This window comes from Paracoccus marinaquae, from assembly GCF_018860165.1.
Taxonomy (GTDB): Bacteria; Pseudomonadota; Alphaproteobacteria; order Rhodobacterales; family Rhodobacteraceae; genus Paracoccus; species Paracoccus marinaquae.
On record NZ_JAHKNG010000006.1, the window covers coordinates 111,746 to 125,949 of the forward strand.

Here is a 14,204-nt window from a genome sequence, read left to right on the forward strand (position 1 = left end):
CCGTCTCAGCCCTCGGGCAGCGTCAGCGAGCCATCCTCGGCCAGCGGCCAGAACGGGTTGGTGGCGATTTCCCAGACATGCCCGTCGGGATCGGCAAAATAGCCGGAATAGCCGCCCCAGAACACCTTTTCGGGGCGTTTCAGGCAGGTCGCGCCGGCCGCCAGCGCCGCCGCGAAGACGGCATCCGTCTCGGCATCATCGGTGCAGTTCTGCGCCAGCGTCACGGCACCGGTCCCTAAGGCCGCGCCGGGCCGGCCCTGATCGGCGGCCAGATCCGCCAACCCGAACAATGCCAGCACCGCACCCTGCATCTGGTAGAAGCACACCCCCTCCGGCGGGGAAGGATGCGGCTGCCAGCCCCATGCCGCATAGAAATCGCGCGCGCGATCCAGATCGGCCACGCCAAGGGTGACCAGCGTGATCCGCTGCCGGGGATGCGTCATGTCCTGCCTCCTGAAGCGATGCGATCACAAGGCTGTCACGCCGGGACGGCGGGAACAAGAGGATCGGCCCGTGCCGGCAGATGACCCGCCTATTGGGCGCGATGGGTGGTTCCGCCGCGGCGCGCCCGGCGCGCCAGACCGGCGCCGCGCAGCAGGCTGAACGAATAGATGGCCAAGGCCGCCCAGATCATCGGGAAGGCGATCATCCGGGCCGTTCCCATCGGCTCTCCGAAGATCAGCACGGCGCAGAGGAAAACCATGGTCGGGGTGAGATATTGCAGCAACCCGATGGTCGACAGGCGCAGCAGCTTGGCCCCGTTGGCATAGAACAGCAGCGGAATCGCCGTGATCGGGCCGCAGCCGATCAGCAGCAGCGTATCGGTCAGGTTTCCGGCGGCGAAATGCGACTGCCCATTCACCGACAGCCACAGAAGATAGGCCAGCGCGGGCGGCGTCAGCAGCAACACCTCCAGCGTGAAACCCTGATTGGGCCCCAGCGGCAGGCTTTTCTTGCACAGCGCATAAAGCCCCCAACTGAGTGTCAGACCCAATGCCACGGCGGGCAGCCGCCCCATCTGAACGGTCAGGACCGCCACCGCCGCGGCGGCCAGCGCGACCGCGACCAGTTGCGCCCGGGACAGCTTTTCGCGCAAGAGCGTGGCCCCCACCAGGACGCTGAACAGCGGGTTGACATAATAGCCAAGCGCGGCATTCAGGGTCTGATCGTTGGCGATCGCCCAGACATAGATCAGCCAGTTGACCGAGATCAGCGTCGCCGTCAGCGCCGCCATCGCCAGCAGGCGCGGGTTCCTGATCGCCGCCACCACATCGGCCGCGCGACGCTGCCACAGAAGGACCGCCGCGGCGATCGGCAGCGACCACAGGACCCGGTGGGCGATGATCTCGGTCGGCGGGATATGCGCCATCGCCTTCATGTAAAGCGGCAGCACGCCCCACAGCCCATAGGCCGCCAGCGCATAGGCCAGTCCGCGGGGCGAATCGCCCGTCTGAGGTTGCGACATGCTCATGCGAATTGCATATGCTGCAAACCAAGCCTGCGCCAGAGCCTCCGGCCCGGACCGACGCGGTTCAGGTCAGCCCGTCCTGATCCAGCAAGGTCCGTCCGTCCCGGCTCTCGATCTCGATCACCCAGAGGTCGGGGTCGAAACCGCGCTGGCGGCGGATGGCTGCATCGACTTCGGGCTCGGGCCCGTCTGCCGTGACCTGCCAGGGGCGCCGGTCGGTCTCGAAATCCCATTCGCGGGCATAAAGCTGCGCGGTGCCGTCCAGCCGGGCGCATTTGACCAGCACCGCGCCGGCGGTCTCGTCGCCATGCGCCACCACATAGGCCGGGATATTGGCCAGCCCCAGCCGCGCCAGATAGGCCGCGACCCAGACGCCGGCGGCCAGCCGCGGCTCAGCCATGCCCCTGCCTAGTCGCCATCACGGAAATCGAGGCCGATCTCGCCATAGCGTTCGGCCTCTTCCTGCCAGTTCTCGCGCACCCGGACCTGCAGGAACAGATGCACGCGACGGCCCATGAACTCTTCCAGTTCGGCTCGCGCCGCCTGCCCGACGGCCTTCACCGTCTCGCCGCCCTTGCCCAGAACGATGCCCTTGTGACCGGGCCGCGACACATAGATCACCTGATCGACCTTGGCCGATCCGTCCTTGCGTTCCTCCCAGGCCTCGGTCTCGACCGTCAGCTGGTAGGGGATTTCCTCATGCAGCCGCAGGGTCAGCTTTTCGCGGGTGATCTCGGCGGCGATCATGCGCATGGGCAGATCGGCGATCTGATCCTCGGGGTAAAGCCAGGGGCCTTCGGGCAGCGAGCCGGCCAGCCAGTCGCGCAGGTCGTCGCAGCCATAACCCTTTTCAGCCGAGATCATGAAGGTCCGCTCGAACGGGAACGCCTCGTTCAATTGCTGCGACAGAGCCAGCAGGACCTCGGACTTCACCCGGTCGATCTTGTTGATGATCAGCGCCACCGGGGTCTTGCGGTCCAGCCCGGACAACTGGTCGATGATCGCCCGCGCACCATCGGTCAGTCCGCGATGCGCCTCGATCAGCAAGAGGATGATATCGGCATCCGACGCCCCGCCCCAGGCGGCGGCGACCATGGAACGGTCCAGCCGGCGGCGCGGACGAAAGATGCCGGGCGTGTCGACAAAGACGATCTGGCTGGCGTCTGCGATGGCGATGCCGCGGATGCGGGCGCGGGTGGTCTGGACCTTGTGGGTCACGATGCTGACCTTGGCGCCGACCATGCGGTTCAGCAGGGTGGACTTGCCGGCATTGGGCTCGCCGATCAGCGCGACAAAGCCCGCGCGGGTGGTGGTGTCGGTCATTCGCGGCCCTCCAGCCGGTCCAGCAGGGCCTGGGCGGCGGCCTGTTCGATACTGCGCTTGGTGCCCGCGCCCCTCGCCCGCGCCTCGCGGCCATCGCTGAGACGCACGGTGATGTGAAAGACGGGCGCATGGTCGGGGCCGCCGCGTTCGGTCTGCTCATAGGCCGGCGGCGGCATGCCGTTGGCCTGCGCCCATTCCTGCAGGGCGGTCTTGGCGTCGCGGGGGTCGTCCTCGAGGCTGTCCAGACGATCCTGCCACAGCCGCAGGACCACCTCGCGCGCGACCTCGAAACCGGCATCCAGGTAGATCGCGGCCAGCACCGCCTCCATCGCGTCGGCCAGCAGCGCCTCCTTGCGGCGCCCGCCCGACAGCATTTCCGAGCGACCCAGCTTCAGCACCTCGCCCAGCCCGATCTGCCGGGCGATGGCGGCGCAGGTCTCGCCCCGGACCAGCGCGTTGAAGCGCGGGGCAAGCTGGCCCTCGCTGGCCTGGCGGTCGGCCCGGAACAGCGCCTCGGCCATGACCAGCCCCAGAACCCGGTCGCCCAGAAACTCCAACCGCTGGTTGTCGGGCCGCGTCGCGCTGGCGATCGAGCCATGGGTCAGCGCGCGGATCAGCAGTTCGGGCCGCGCGAAGTCGTGGCCCAGGCGTTCCATGAAGGCGGTTATGTCGGCGCCGGGCTTCACTCCACCGCCTTGAAGAAACGGTCGGCCCGCCAGGTCCAGAAATACAGAAGCGAGCGCCCGGCCGAGGAGAACATGATCCGGTCGGCGCGACCGATCAGGAATTCGGCCGGCACGAAGCCAAGCCCCCCGACCTGCTGGGGAAAGCGCGAATCCTCGGAATTGTCGCGGTTGTCGCCCATGAAGAAATACTGGCCCTCGGGCACGGTGAAGGTCGGCGTGTCATCGGCGATCCAGCCATCGGTGATGTTCAGGATGTCATGGCTGACGCCGTTCGGCAGGGTCTCGGTAAAGCGCGGCTTGATGCATTCGCCGCCGTCTTGCACCGGGTCATTGGCACAGCGCGGGGTCAGCCCCTGCGGACCCTGCTGTTCCTTGATCTCGACGAAGTCTCCGGCGGAGACGGTCGGCACCTCCTCGCCATTGAGCCACAGCCGACCATTGCGCATCTGGACGGTGTCACCCGGCAGGCCGATCACCCGCTTGATGAAATCGACGCCGCGGGTCGGATGCCGGAACACCACGACATCGCCGCGCTCGGGCGCGCTTTCGAGGATGCGCCCCGAGATCGGGCACAGCGAGAACGGGCAGGACACCGCCGCATAGCCGTAAGCCATCTTGTTGACGAACAGGAAGTCGCCGATCAGCAGCGTGTCCTTCATGCTGCCCGAGGGGATCCAGAAGGGCTGGAAGAACAGGGTGCGGAAGATGCCGGCGATCAACAGCGCCCAGAAGATGGTCTTGACCGTCTCCCAGAGGCCTTCCTTTTTCTTGCCTGCCGTACTGTCGGCCATGATCTGATCCTTGTGGCATTGCGCTGCGGCGTCATCGCGCGTTCATGGTCCGCTGAAGGGGGCAAGTCAAGCAGGCGGGCCATCAAGCCGGCGTGCCTCGATCACCACGAAGGCCTGTGCCCAGGGGTGATCGTCGGTCAGCGTGACATGGACCAGGGCCTCGTGTCCGGGCGGGGTCATCTGCGCCAGCCTTTCGGCCGCCCAGCCGGTCAGATGCATCACCGGCTGGCCGCTTCGCAGATTGCTGACCGCCATGTCGCGCCAGCTGATGCCCATGGCGAGCCCGGTTCCCAGGGCCTTCGAGCATGCCTCCTTCGCGGCCCACCGCTTGGCCAGGGTTCCGGCCTCGTCCTTGCGGCGCGCCGCCTTGGCCAGTTCCGTCTCGGTGAAGACCCGGTTGCGGAAACGGTCGCCAAAACGGTCCAGCGTGCCCTGAATCCGCTCGATATTCGCGAGGTCGGTGCCGATGCCGAGGATCATGCCAAGGACGGCCCCGGCGGGATCATGGATATTTGAATGAAGAAGAAGCCGCGAGGCATCCGTCGGCCTGCTGGCCGATGGTGACGACGGGTGCCCGGCTCAGGCGCCGCGACGGTGGTTCGGATCATCGCCGCGCCTCGTCCATGCAGCGGCGCATCTCGCGGATGGCAGCACCCAGCCCGGTAAAGACCGACTCGGCGATCAGGAAGTGCCCGATGTTCAATTCGGCAACCTGCGGCAATGCGGCGATGGGACCGACGGTATCGAAGGTCAGCCCGTGGCCGGCATGAACCTCCAGCCCCAGCGAGGCGGCCAGCGCGGCGCCCGCGCGCAGCCCGGCCAGTTCGGCATCGCGGTCCTCGCTCCGCCCCTCGGTGTCGTAATCGCAATAGGCGCCGGTATGCAGTTCCACGACCGCGGCGCCGATGCGGGCGGCGGCCTCGATCTGGGCGGGCTCGTGGCCGATGAACATCGACACCCGGCTGCCCGCCTCACGCAGGGGCGCGATGAAATCGGCCAGCATGGCCTCGTTGCCGGCAACGTCCAGCCCACCCTCGGTCGTGCGTTCCTCGCGTTTCTCGGGCACGATGCAGACCGCATGCGGCCGGTGGCGCAGCGCGATCCGCTGCATCTCGGGGGTGGCCGCCATCTCGAGGTTCAGGGGCAGGCGCAGGCCCGCCATCAGCGCATCGATATCGGCATCGCTGATATGGCGGCGATCCTCGCGCAGATGGGCGGTGATGCCGTCGGCGCCGGCCTCTTCGGCGATACGCGCGGCACGCAGCGGATCGGGCCAGGGCGTGCCGCGGGCGTTCCGGATGGTGGCGACGTGATCGATATTGACGCCAAGACGCAGCATGGCTTCCCTCCGCTTGTTTCCGGCGCAGTCTAGCGGGGCCGCAGCGGCGGTGCCAGTTCCGTTGCCACCGCCCACCAGCCATGCTGTTTCAATGCTTTGGCGGCCTTGTCGGCCTGCGCCGCAGCGGCAAACAGCCCGAAACAGGTGGCCCCCGACCCGGACATACGCGCGAAACCGGCCCCTTGGGCGGTCAGCGCGGCCAGGACCCGGGCGATCACCGGCGCAAGCCGCAGCGCCGGAGGCTCGAGGTCGTTGCGGGTTCCGCGCAGCCAGCCGATCAGCGCGGCCAGATCGGCGAAGCGGGGGATGTCGGGCAGCGGCGGATTGTCAGTCCGTTCCAAGGCCCCGAAAACCTTCGGCGTGGCAACCGCTACGCCGGGATTGGCCAGCACCACCGGGACTGGCGGCAAGGCTGGCAGGGGCGTCACGATCGCGCCCACGCCCCGCATGCGCGCGGGCGCCGAGAGCAGGCAGACCGGCACATCCGCGCCCAGCCGTTCCGGCATGTCCGGCAGGGCATGGCCCATCCGCGCCAGACCGCGCAGCACCGCCGCCGCATCGGCCGAGCCGCCGCCGATCCCCGAGGCCACGGGCAGGCGCTTGTCCAGAACGATCGCCGCCTCGGCCGCGGCCAGCCGCGCGGCCCGCAGGCAGAGATTATCCTCGTCCGCCGCCAGCCCCGGCGCGAAGGGTCCGGTCACCTGCAGGGACAGGGGGCCGAGCGAAAGCTGCACCTCGTCGCCGGTCGCGGCAAAGGCGACCAGAGAATCCAGCAGGTGATAGCCGTCACCCCGGCGCCCGGTCACATGCAGCGCAAGGTTCAGCTTGGCCGGCGCCGGCTCGACCACCGCGTCATGCGTCATCGCCTGCAATCACTCGGATGCGGTGGTGGACTCGGCCTGCTGCGGATGCGGAGCACCAGCGGTATCGCCCGCCTTTTCCCCTGCCAGCACCGCATCAAGCCCCTGATCCAGCTTGGCCCGTATCCGGTCCGGATCGACATCGCCGCTGTCGGTCGGTTCCAGCGACAGGGCACGGCGCCACTGAATCTCGGCCTCGCGGTGGCGCCCCACCATCCAGTAGATATCGCCCAGATGATCATTGACCAGCGGATCCGAAGCCATGGTCCCGACCGCTGCCTCCATCGGCTCCACCGCCTCGTCATAGCGGCCGAGGCGGAAATAGGCCCAGGCCAGTGAATCGAGGATGTAGCCGTCGCCCGGCGACAGCTCGACCGCCTTCTGGATCATCTCCAGCCCGCGATCCAGCTTTTCGTTGCGGTCGATCCAACTGTAGCCCAGATAATTCAGGAGACTGGCCTGATCGGGATTGATCTCGATCGCCGCCAGCAGATCCTGCTCGGCCCGCTCGAACTGGCCCGAGCGTTCCAGCGCGATCCCGCGCGCATAGAGCGGGAACCAGCGCGTCTGCCCGGGCCCGTCCTGCAACAGCGTCAGCGCCTTGTCATAGGCGGGCACGGCCTGGGCGAATTTCTCCTGCTGCCGCAGCATGTCGCCAAGCGCGATCCAGGCCTGGGGCAGATCGGGATAGGCCGCGGTCAGCGCGAGCGCGGCCTTTTCGGCCTCGTCATGGCGTTCGGCCCGCGACAGCGCGTCGATCCGCGCCAGTTCGGCGACCGGACGCATCTGGCCCATGCGGCGCAACGCCTCGAATTCGGGCTCGGCAAGATCGAACTGCTGGCGTTCCTGCAGAAGCTGCGCCGCCACCAGCCGGGCCTCACCCATCTCGGGCGACAGCCAGGCGGCAAGACGTGCATGGATCAGCGACAGCGGCTCGGGATCGGGGCTGGCGGCCAGCGCACTGGCGAAGGTCAGGAAGACCTGAGCGATGCCGTCGGCGGGCGTGCGGACGACATCGAAGCCCACGGGTTTTCCGGACTGAATCCGCGTACGCAGGTCCAGCAGTTGCGGTTCGGCATCGAGACCCGGCAGGTCGTCCAGCATCCGCACCGCGTCGTCGCGCCGTTCCAGCAGCGTCAGGATCTGGGCGCGGGCGGTGACACCCAGCATATGCGCGCCGGTGGCCTGATCGGCCAGCAGCGCCTCGGCGCCCTCGTAATCGCCCACCAGCGCCCGGGCCAGGGCCAGGTGGTAATTCACCATCGGCGTGATATCTGGGTTGACGGCCAGCGCCTCGAAGGCGGCCAGCGCATCCGAAGCCCGCCCGGCACCCAAAAGCGCCCAGGCCTGGATCATCCCCCCCATCAGGTCGTCCCGAACCTCGACCAGCCCCTCTTCGGCCGCCGGGCTTGCGGCCAACAGGGCATTCCAGTCGCCCCGATGGACCAGGTCCGCGCGGCCGACCAGCCGCGACAGCTCGGTCACGCCCCCCTCGGCCTGCATCTGCTCGGCCAGCTTCACCGCGCGATCGATCTGCCCTGCGGACACGAAGGCAACCAGGGCGCTGTCCTGCAGGAAGGGGTCGCCCGGGTCATGAGCCACGGCCTGCGCGAAATACCGCGCGGCGGCCCGGAAATCGCTTTCGGCGGCGGCCATGCGGGCGGCGAGATAGGGTCCGGCAAGACCGTAGGTCAGGGGCGGCGATGCTTCCACCCCCGCCTCATCAGCCTGAGCAGGGCGCGGCTCGGGTCGATCCTGCGCGTGCAGGACGGTCGGGGCGGCAAGCGACAGCAGCAAGGCGGCGATCAGGCCCGGATTCGGGCGGGTCAGGTTCAAGGCAATTATCCCAGACTTCACGAAATCGTTGACTTTGACCCTAAACCTGCACCTTCCGCCCCGCAACGGTCAGGCCGCACCGAGAGCGATCACATATTCGGGTAATTCGGGCCGTCGCCGCCCTGTGGCGTGGTCCAGTTGATGTTCTGGCTGGGGTCCTTGATGTCGCAGGTCTTGCAGTGGACGCAGTTCTGGAAGTTGATCTGGAAGCGCGGGCCATCGTCACCCTGCAGCACCTCATAGACGCCCGCCGGGCAGTATCGCTGCGCCGGTTCGGCATAGTCGGGCAGGTTCACCGTGATCGGGATCGACGCATCCTTCAGCCGCAGGTGGCAGGGCTGGCTTTCCTCGTGATTGGTGAAGCTGAAGCTGACATTGGTCAGCCGGTCGAACGACAGCTTGCCATCCGGGCGGGGATAGTCGATCGGCTTGTAATCCGCCGCCTTGCCGGTCGCCTGCGCATCGGTCTTGCCGTGTTTCCAGGTCCCCATCGGGTTCCAGCCGGTCAGGTTCGCCACCCACATGTCGAAGCCGCCAAGCATGAGGCTGGGCCAGAGCCCCAGCTTCGACCAGATCGGCTTGACGTTGCGGACCTGCTTCAGGTCCCTGGCGATCGCGCCCGAGCGCACCGCCCTGTCGTAATCCGTCAGCCGGTCGCCCTCGCGGCCCGCGGCGATGGCCCCGGCCGCGGCTTCCGCCGCCGCGATCCCCGACAGCATGGCATTGTGGTTGCCCTTGATCCGCGGCACGTTCACAAGCCCCGCCGAGCAGCCCAGCAGCACGCCGCCCTCGAAGCTGAGTTCGGGGATCGACTGCCAGCCGCCCTCGCTGATCGCGCGGGCGCCGTAGGCCACGCGCTTGCCCCCCTCGAGGAGTTCCGCGACCATCGGGTGATGCTTGAAGCGCTGGAACTCCATGTAGGGGTAGAGATGCGGGTTGGCATAGTTCAGGTGCACGACGAAGCCGACCAGCACCTGATTGTCCTCGAAATGATAGATGAAGCTGCCGCCGCCCGCATTCCTGCCCAGGGGCCAGCCCATCGTGTGGACCACCCGGCCCTTCTGGAACTTCTCGGGCGAGACCTCCCAGATTTCCTTCATGCCGAGGCCGAATTTCTGCGGCTCGTGGTCGTCCGAGAGGCCAAAGCGGTGGATCACCTCCTTGGCGAGGCTGCCGCGCACGCCCTCGGCGATGAAGACATATTTGCCGTGCAGTTCCATCCCGGGCTCATAGTTCGGCCCCGGCGTGCCGTCGGCCTCAAGCCCCATCTCGCCGGCCACGACGCCCTTCACGCGGCTGCCCTGCCAGACCAGCTGGCTGGCGGCCATGCCCGGGAAGATCTCGACGCCCAGTTCCTCGGCCTGCTCGGCCAGCCAGCGGCAGACATTGCCCATCGAGACGATGTAATTGCCGTGATTGTTCATCAACGGCGGCATCGGCCAGTTCGGCACCCGCACTTCGCCGGCTTCGCCGAGGATGTAGAAATTGTCGTCCACCACCTCGGTCTTCAGGGGCGCGCCCCGGTCCTTCCAGTCGGGGATCAGCGCATCCAGCCCCGACGGGTCCAGCACCGCACCCGACAGGATATGCGCGCCGATCTCGGAACCCTTTTCCAGAACCACGACGCTGATTTCCGGGTCGATCTGCTTCAACCGGATCGCCGCAGACAGGCCCGAAGGCCCGCCGCCCACGATCACAACGTCATATTCCATCGACTCGCGCGTCATCTCAGAATCAACGGGCATGGCTGGGCTTCCTCCTTCGCTCTGGCTGCATCAGCACTACCCTGCGTTTACGCCCGGGGCAATTGTTCCGCGGCGGCGCGGCAAGCCGAAAACCGCCATTGCCGCCGCGGGCAGGCTTGCAAAGCCCCGGAAATTGGGTGCACGATAGTTCGGACGGAATTCGCGCCCCTGCCATGACCAATGGCGGGGGCGTTCGACTAGCGTCAGGACGGCAACCGCATCCCGAAAGGACTGGGCAGCGATGGACAAGATACCGATGACCCGCAGCGGCTTTCAGACGCTGGAAAGCGAACTGGGCGGGCTGAAATCGAAGGAACGCCCGGCGATCATCCGTCAGATCGCCGAGGCCCGCGAACATGGCGATCTGTCCGAAAATGCCGAATATCATGCCGCGCGCGAGAAGCAGGGTTTCATCGAGGGCCGCATCAAGGAACTGGAATCGATTCTGTCGCGGGCCGAGGTGATCGACCCGACAAGGCTGTCCGGCTCGGTCAAGTTCGGCGCCACGGTGCATCTGGTCGACGAGGATACCGAGGAAGAGCGCGTCTATCAGATCGTCGGCGAGGCCGAGGCCGATATCGAGCGCGGGCTGCTGAACCTGCGTTCGCCGCTGGCCCGCGCGCTGATCGGCAAGGATCAGGGCGACAGCGTCGAGGTCACCACGCCGGGCGGCCAGCGCAGCTATGAAATCCTCGCCATCCGCTACGAATAGGCGCATGTCCCCGTTGACCCGGATCACCGCACTGGCTCGGCGCGACGCGACGACCACGATCGGCGTCGCGCTGACCGCGGCATGGCTGCTTCTGGTGCTGCTGTTCTGGCTGCTGGCCCCGGGTGAGGCCGGCCGCCCGGGCGGCGTGGCATGGCTGTTGAGCGCGATCGGCGTGGTCCTGCCGCTGGGGCTGATCTGGATGGCGGTGGGACTGGCGCGATCCGTCGCCGCCCTCCGCGCCGAGGCCGACGATCTGCGCCAGCGCCTGAGCCAGCTGCGCGAATATGCGGCCACGCGCGGCGCGCCGCTGCCTTCGGCCGAAGGCCGCCGCGCCGCCCCGGCGCCGGCCGAGCCCCGTCACGCCCCGCCGCAGCCGGCGGCGACCGCCGCGCGGGCACCGCAGCCGCGCGCGGGCGCAGCCGCCGCGCCCCGCACGCGCCCCGTGGACAGCCGCCAGACGGCCATGCCCTTCGATACGCCCGAGCCGGTGGACATCGCCCCCGAAACCCTGATCCGGGCGCTGAACTTCCCCGATGGACCGGATGATGGCGAAGCCATCGCCGCCCTGCGCCTGGCGCTGAAGGATCACGAAAATTCGCGTGTGCTGCGGGCCGCGCAGGATGTCGTGACGCTGCTGGCGGCGCAGGACATCTATATGGACGACCTGCCGCCCGACCTGGCCCCTGCCGCGGTCTGGCGGCGTCAGGCCGAGGGCGCCCGCGGCAGCGCCATCGCCGCCCTAGGCGGCATCCATGACGAGATCGCGCTGGAGGTGGCCTCGGTGCTGCTGCGCGGGGACGAGATCTTCCGCGACACCGCCCATCACTTCCTGCGCCATTTCGACGGGCTGCTGAGCCGTCTGGTGCCACAACTGGACGACGACCAGATCGCGATCCTGGCCGATACCCGCTCGGCCCGCGCCTTCATGCTGGTCGGGCGCGCCGCCGGGATTTTCGGCTAGGCGCCCTCCGGGCGCCGCAGCAACAGGACCTCTCCCGACCACGGCCAGCCATAGCGGCCGCGCCCGATCTCGGCAAATCCCAGCCGCCGGTAAAAGGCGCAGGCGGTGTGGTTCCGCGCCGCCACCTCGACCCGCAGGCCGGGATGGCCGCCGGCGCGCGCATGGCCACCGGCAGCCTCGATCAGCAGGCGTCCGACACCCTGCCCCGGTTCCCGCACGACGATCCCGTCGATGACCAGATCCGCGGTGGCCGGTGCGGCGCGGAACGCCAGCCGGGCCAGCAGCGGCACATGCGCCGGAAACCCGCCCGCACCGTCGCGCAGGCCCGCGACCCCCTGCACCTCGCCCCGGGCATCCAGCGCGACGATGCCATGGCTTGCCCGGACCTCCGGCACCTGGCGCGGCCAGCCGGGGCCGACACCGCCCCACCACAGGGCCGCAGCGGCAGGCAGCGCTGCTGCGGGAATCGGGCTGCGGATCTGCAGCGGGTGGACTTGTCTTGACTTGCGCATCGTGCAAGCAAGGATGCCGCGAACCGCACGGAAACGGAAGGCATCATGGCCCCCTCGCCCGCCCCTCGACCCGACCATCAGACGCCGGTCTCGGATGATCCGGCCGGCGCCCGCGCGCTTGCCCGGACCCCGCGCGAAGCGTTCCTGCACGGGGTCCTGCAATCGCTGCCCTTTCTGATCGTCATCATCCCCTTCGCCATCCTGTTCGGCGTGGTCGCGCTGGAGGCCGGAATGGATGTCGCCCAGATCATGGGCTTCTCGGTGCTGGTGCTGGCCGGGGCCTCGCAATTCACTGCGGTGCAGCTGCTGTCGGACAATGCCCCGGCCTTCATCGTCATCCTGTCGGGGCTGGCGGTGAACCTGCGCATGGCGATGTATTCGGCCTCGCTGGTGCCCTGGCTGCGCGGGGCCACCGGCAGGCAGAAGATCTGGATCGCCTATACGCTGATCGACCAGAGCTATGCCCTGTCGATCCAGCATTATGAGCGCCATCCGCGCCTGTCCCTGCAACAGCGCCTGGCCTATTTCGCCGGCACGGCCGTGGTTCTGTGCCTGCCCTGGATGGCGGCCTCATGGGTTGGGGCGACGGTCGGGCGGGCGATCCCCGACGATATCGCGCTGGATTTCGCGCTGCCGATCACCTTTCTGGCGATGATCGCGCCGATGCTGCGCACGCCGGCGCATCTGGCCGCCTGCTTCGTCGCGGTCCTCGGCGCACTTCTGCTTGCCGGGCTGCCCTCGGGGCTGGGGCTGCTGATCGCGGCACCGCTTGGCATGGCGACGGGGGCCCTGGTGGAACGCTGGGCCGAGACACGGAAGGGCATGGCATGACCGGCGGCGCCTCGGACCTGACGGTCTGGATCATCATCGTTGTCCTCGGGATCGGCACCTTCCTGATCCGCTGGTCATTCCTCGGCGCCCTCGGCAACCGCGACATGCCGGCCTGGGTGCTGCGCATGCTGCGCTATACGCCGGTCGCGGTGCTGCCGGCGCTGGTTGCGCCGCTGGTCATGTGGCCGGCCGCGACCGGGGGCGAGCCCGAGCCCGCCCGACTGGCCGCCGCGGCCGCGACCGCAGCGGTCGGCATGCTGACCAGGAACGTGATGCTGGCGATCCTTGCCGGGGCTATCACGCTGTTCGGGATGCTTTACGTTCTGGGCTGATTGGTGACGACGCCGTCCTTCTGGCGCAGAAGCACGTCGTGATTGTTGGCCGGATCGCCGTCCATGTGGCGCTGCGAGACAACACCCGGAAGGGTCAGGAACCAGTCGCGCAGCCTGATCGGCGAAAAGCCCGTCGGCGCGCGTTCGAACCCCGGCAGGCCGCGCAGGATCGTGCCGGTCTCGACCGCGCAGAAGCTCTTGTTGGCGGCGCCGTTGGCCTCGGCCCGGCGGATGGCGAGGTCGGCGACCTCGCGGCTGACCGGAACCCTGTCCTCGGCGACCCAATAGGTGCTGCGGGCGTGGTAATCGATGTAGAAGCGGCGGTAATTGTCGGTGATCCCGTACAGCACATCATGGCGCTCCGGGATCCAGGGATGCTTCCACGAGCCTGCCGGATCGTAGATCACCCGCTGGCTGCCGTTCAGCATCAGCGCCGAATGCCCGCCCTGTCCGCGCGGAATGCCGATCACCGTGAACAGCGTGATCGAGGGCGGCTGATCCAAGACGAAGCGGGCCGAGCGCACCGCCTCGTCGCTGGCCCAGATGTTATCTGCGCCGCAGGCAGCCAGCAGCGCCGGCAGGGGCGCCGCCAGAAACACACGTCTTTTCATGGATTGGGCCTTGCGCGATCAGGCGTTGGCCAGCGCGAGGAACACCAGCACCAGCAGCGACAGTCCCGTCACCCAGATGGCGAACCTGATGAAGCCTGCAAAGGTCTTCTGTTGCGCGGCGATATCCATCTGTCCCGGCTTGAAGTCGGTGATCTCGTCATGCGTGGCCATGGCTGCCCCTCCGGATTGACTTTGCC

The 14,204-nt window shown here is 68.0% G+C and carries 18 protein-coding genes; 4 read left to right on the plus strand and 14 right to left on the minus strand.

What is annotated here, in order from left to right; all coding sequences use genetic code 11:
- Window positions 1-5 precede the first annotated feature (5 nt).
- The 11 genes from KNW02_RS05700 to KNW02_RS05750 form a co-directional block, all read right to left on the minus strand.
- On the minus strand, window positions 6-443 hold the full coding sequence (locus tag KNW02_RS05700; RefSeq protein WP_216032307.1) for a VOC family protein: 438 nt from the start codon (window positions 441-443) through the stop codon (window positions 6-8).
- Between the two features lie 89 nt (window positions 444-532).
- Window positions 533-1,471 carry an EamA family transporter RarD gene (gene rarD, locus KNW02_RS05705; protein WP_431356741.1) on the minus strand — a complete coding sequence of 313 codons (939 nt, stop codon included), beginning with the start codon at window positions 1,469-1,471 and terminating at the stop codon, window positions 533-535.
- Between the two features lie 61 nt (window positions 1,472-1,532).
- A complete protein-coding gene (locus KNW02_RS05710) occupies window positions 1,533-1,868 on the minus strand; it encodes a DUF1491 family protein (RefSeq protein ID WP_216032308.1) in 336 nt (111 codons plus the stop codon).
- Between the two features lie 8 nt (window positions 1,869-1,876).
- A complete protein-coding gene (gene era / locus KNW02_RS05715; protein ID WP_216032309.1) occupies window positions 1,877-2,791 on the minus strand; it encodes a GTPase Era in 915 nt (304 codons plus the stop codon).
- Window positions 2,788-3,477 carry a ribonuclease III gene (gene rnc / locus KNW02_RS05720; RefSeq protein ID WP_216032310.1) on the minus strand — a complete coding sequence of 230 codons (690 nt, stop codon included), beginning with the start codon at window positions 3,475-3,477 and terminating at the stop codon, window positions 2,788-2,790. The genes era and rnc overlap by 4 nt, the downstream gene beginning before the upstream one ends.
- Window positions 3,474-4,268 carry a signal peptidase I gene (gene lepB, locus KNW02_RS05725; RefSeq protein WP_216032311.1) on the minus strand — a complete coding sequence of 265 codons (795 nt, stop codon included), beginning with the start codon at window positions 4,266-4,268 and terminating at the stop codon, window positions 3,474-3,476. The genes rnc and lepB overlap by 4 nt, the downstream gene beginning before the upstream one ends.
- Window positions 4,269-4,334: 66 nt before the next feature.
- Window positions 4,335-4,748, minus strand: coding sequence for a holo-ACP synthase (gene acpS, locus KNW02_RS05730; protein WP_216032312.1), 414 nt, complete (start codon window positions 4,746-4,748; stop codon window positions 4,335-4,337).
- Between the two features lie 124 nt (window positions 4,749-4,872).
- The gene (locus KNW02_RS05735; RefSeq protein ID WP_216032313.1) at window positions 4,873-5,607 is read right to left on the minus strand and encodes a pyridoxine 5'-phosphate synthase; all 735 of its coding nucleotides are present in this window, start codon (window positions 5,605-5,607) and stop codon (window positions 4,873-4,875) included.
- Window positions 5,608-5,636: 29 nt separating this feature from the next.
- Entirely contained in the window at window positions 5,637-6,470 is an 834-nt protein-coding gene (locus tag KNW02_RS05740; protein ID WP_216032314.1) for a 4-(cytidine 5'-diphospho)-2-C-methyl-D-erythritol kinase, read from the minus strand.
- Between the two features lie 9 nt (window positions 6,471-6,479).
- Window positions 6,480-8,303, minus strand: a complete 1,824-nt coding sequence (locus KNW02_RS05745; protein ID WP_252733468.1) for a tetratricopeptide repeat protein — start codon at window positions 8,301-8,303, stop codon at window positions 6,480-6,482.
- A gap of 89 nt (window positions 8,304-8,392) precedes the next feature.
- Window positions 8,393-10,048, minus strand: a complete 1,656-nt coding sequence (locus tag KNW02_RS05750; protein ID WP_216032315.1) for an electron transfer flavoprotein-ubiquinone oxidoreductase — start codon at window positions 10,046-10,048, stop codon at window positions 8,393-8,395.
- Between the two features lie 241 nt (window positions 10,049-10,289).
- On the opposite strand from KNW02_RS05750, the gene greA reads away from it, so the two are divergent.
- Together greA and KNW02_RS05760 are read left to right on the plus strand one after the other, a co-directional pair.
- Window positions 10,290-10,760, plus strand: a complete 471-nt coding sequence (greA, locus tag KNW02_RS05755; protein WP_216032316.1) for a transcription elongation factor GreA — start codon at window positions 10,290-10,292, stop codon at window positions 10,758-10,760.
- Between the two features lie 4 nt (window positions 10,761-10,764).
- Complete coding sequence (locus KNW02_RS05760; protein WP_216032317.1) at window positions 10,765-11,721, plus strand: hypothetical protein; 957 nt, start codon at window positions 10,765-10,767, stop codon at window positions 11,719-11,721.
- Here KNW02_RS05760 and KNW02_RS05765 read toward each other — a convergent pair.
- Complete coding sequence (locus KNW02_RS05765) at window positions 11,718-12,233, minus strand: GNAT family N-acetyltransferase (protein WP_216032318.1); 516 nt, start codon at window positions 12,231-12,233, stop codon at window positions 11,718-11,720. The genes KNW02_RS05760 and KNW02_RS05765 overlap by 4 nt on opposite strands.
- Before the next feature lie 45 nt (window positions 12,234-12,278).
- Between KNW02_RS05765 and KNW02_RS05770 the strand changes: the two genes are divergently transcribed.
- Together KNW02_RS05770 and KNW02_RS05775 are read left to right on the plus strand one after the other, a co-directional pair.
- Window positions 12,279-13,064, plus strand: a complete 786-nt coding sequence (locus tag KNW02_RS05770) for an AzlC family ABC transporter permease (protein WP_216032319.1) — start codon at window positions 12,279-12,281, stop codon at window positions 13,062-13,064.
- Window positions 13,061-13,396 (plus strand): AzlD domain-containing protein, encoded by a 336-nt coding sequence (locus tag KNW02_RS05775; RefSeq protein WP_216032320.1) that lies wholly within the window; start codon window positions 13,061-13,063, stop codon window positions 13,394-13,396. Before KNW02_RS05770 ends, KNW02_RS05775 begins: the two co-directional genes overlap by 4 nt.
- Here the strand turns inward: KNW02_RS05775 and KNW02_RS05780 are convergent.
- Window positions 13,381-14,007 (minus strand): hypothetical protein, encoded by a 627-nt coding sequence (locus KNW02_RS05780; RefSeq protein WP_216032321.1) that lies wholly within the window; start codon window positions 14,005-14,007, stop codon window positions 13,381-13,383. The genes KNW02_RS05775 and KNW02_RS05780 overlap by 16 nt on opposite strands.
- An 18-nt stretch (window positions 14,008-14,025) precedes the next feature.
- Complete coding sequence (locus KNW02_RS05785) at window positions 14,026-14,178, minus strand: aa3-type cytochrome c oxidase subunit IV (protein ID WP_216032322.1); 153 nt, start codon at window positions 14,176-14,178, stop codon at window positions 14,026-14,028.
- Window positions 14,179-14,204: the final 26 nt, after the last annotated feature.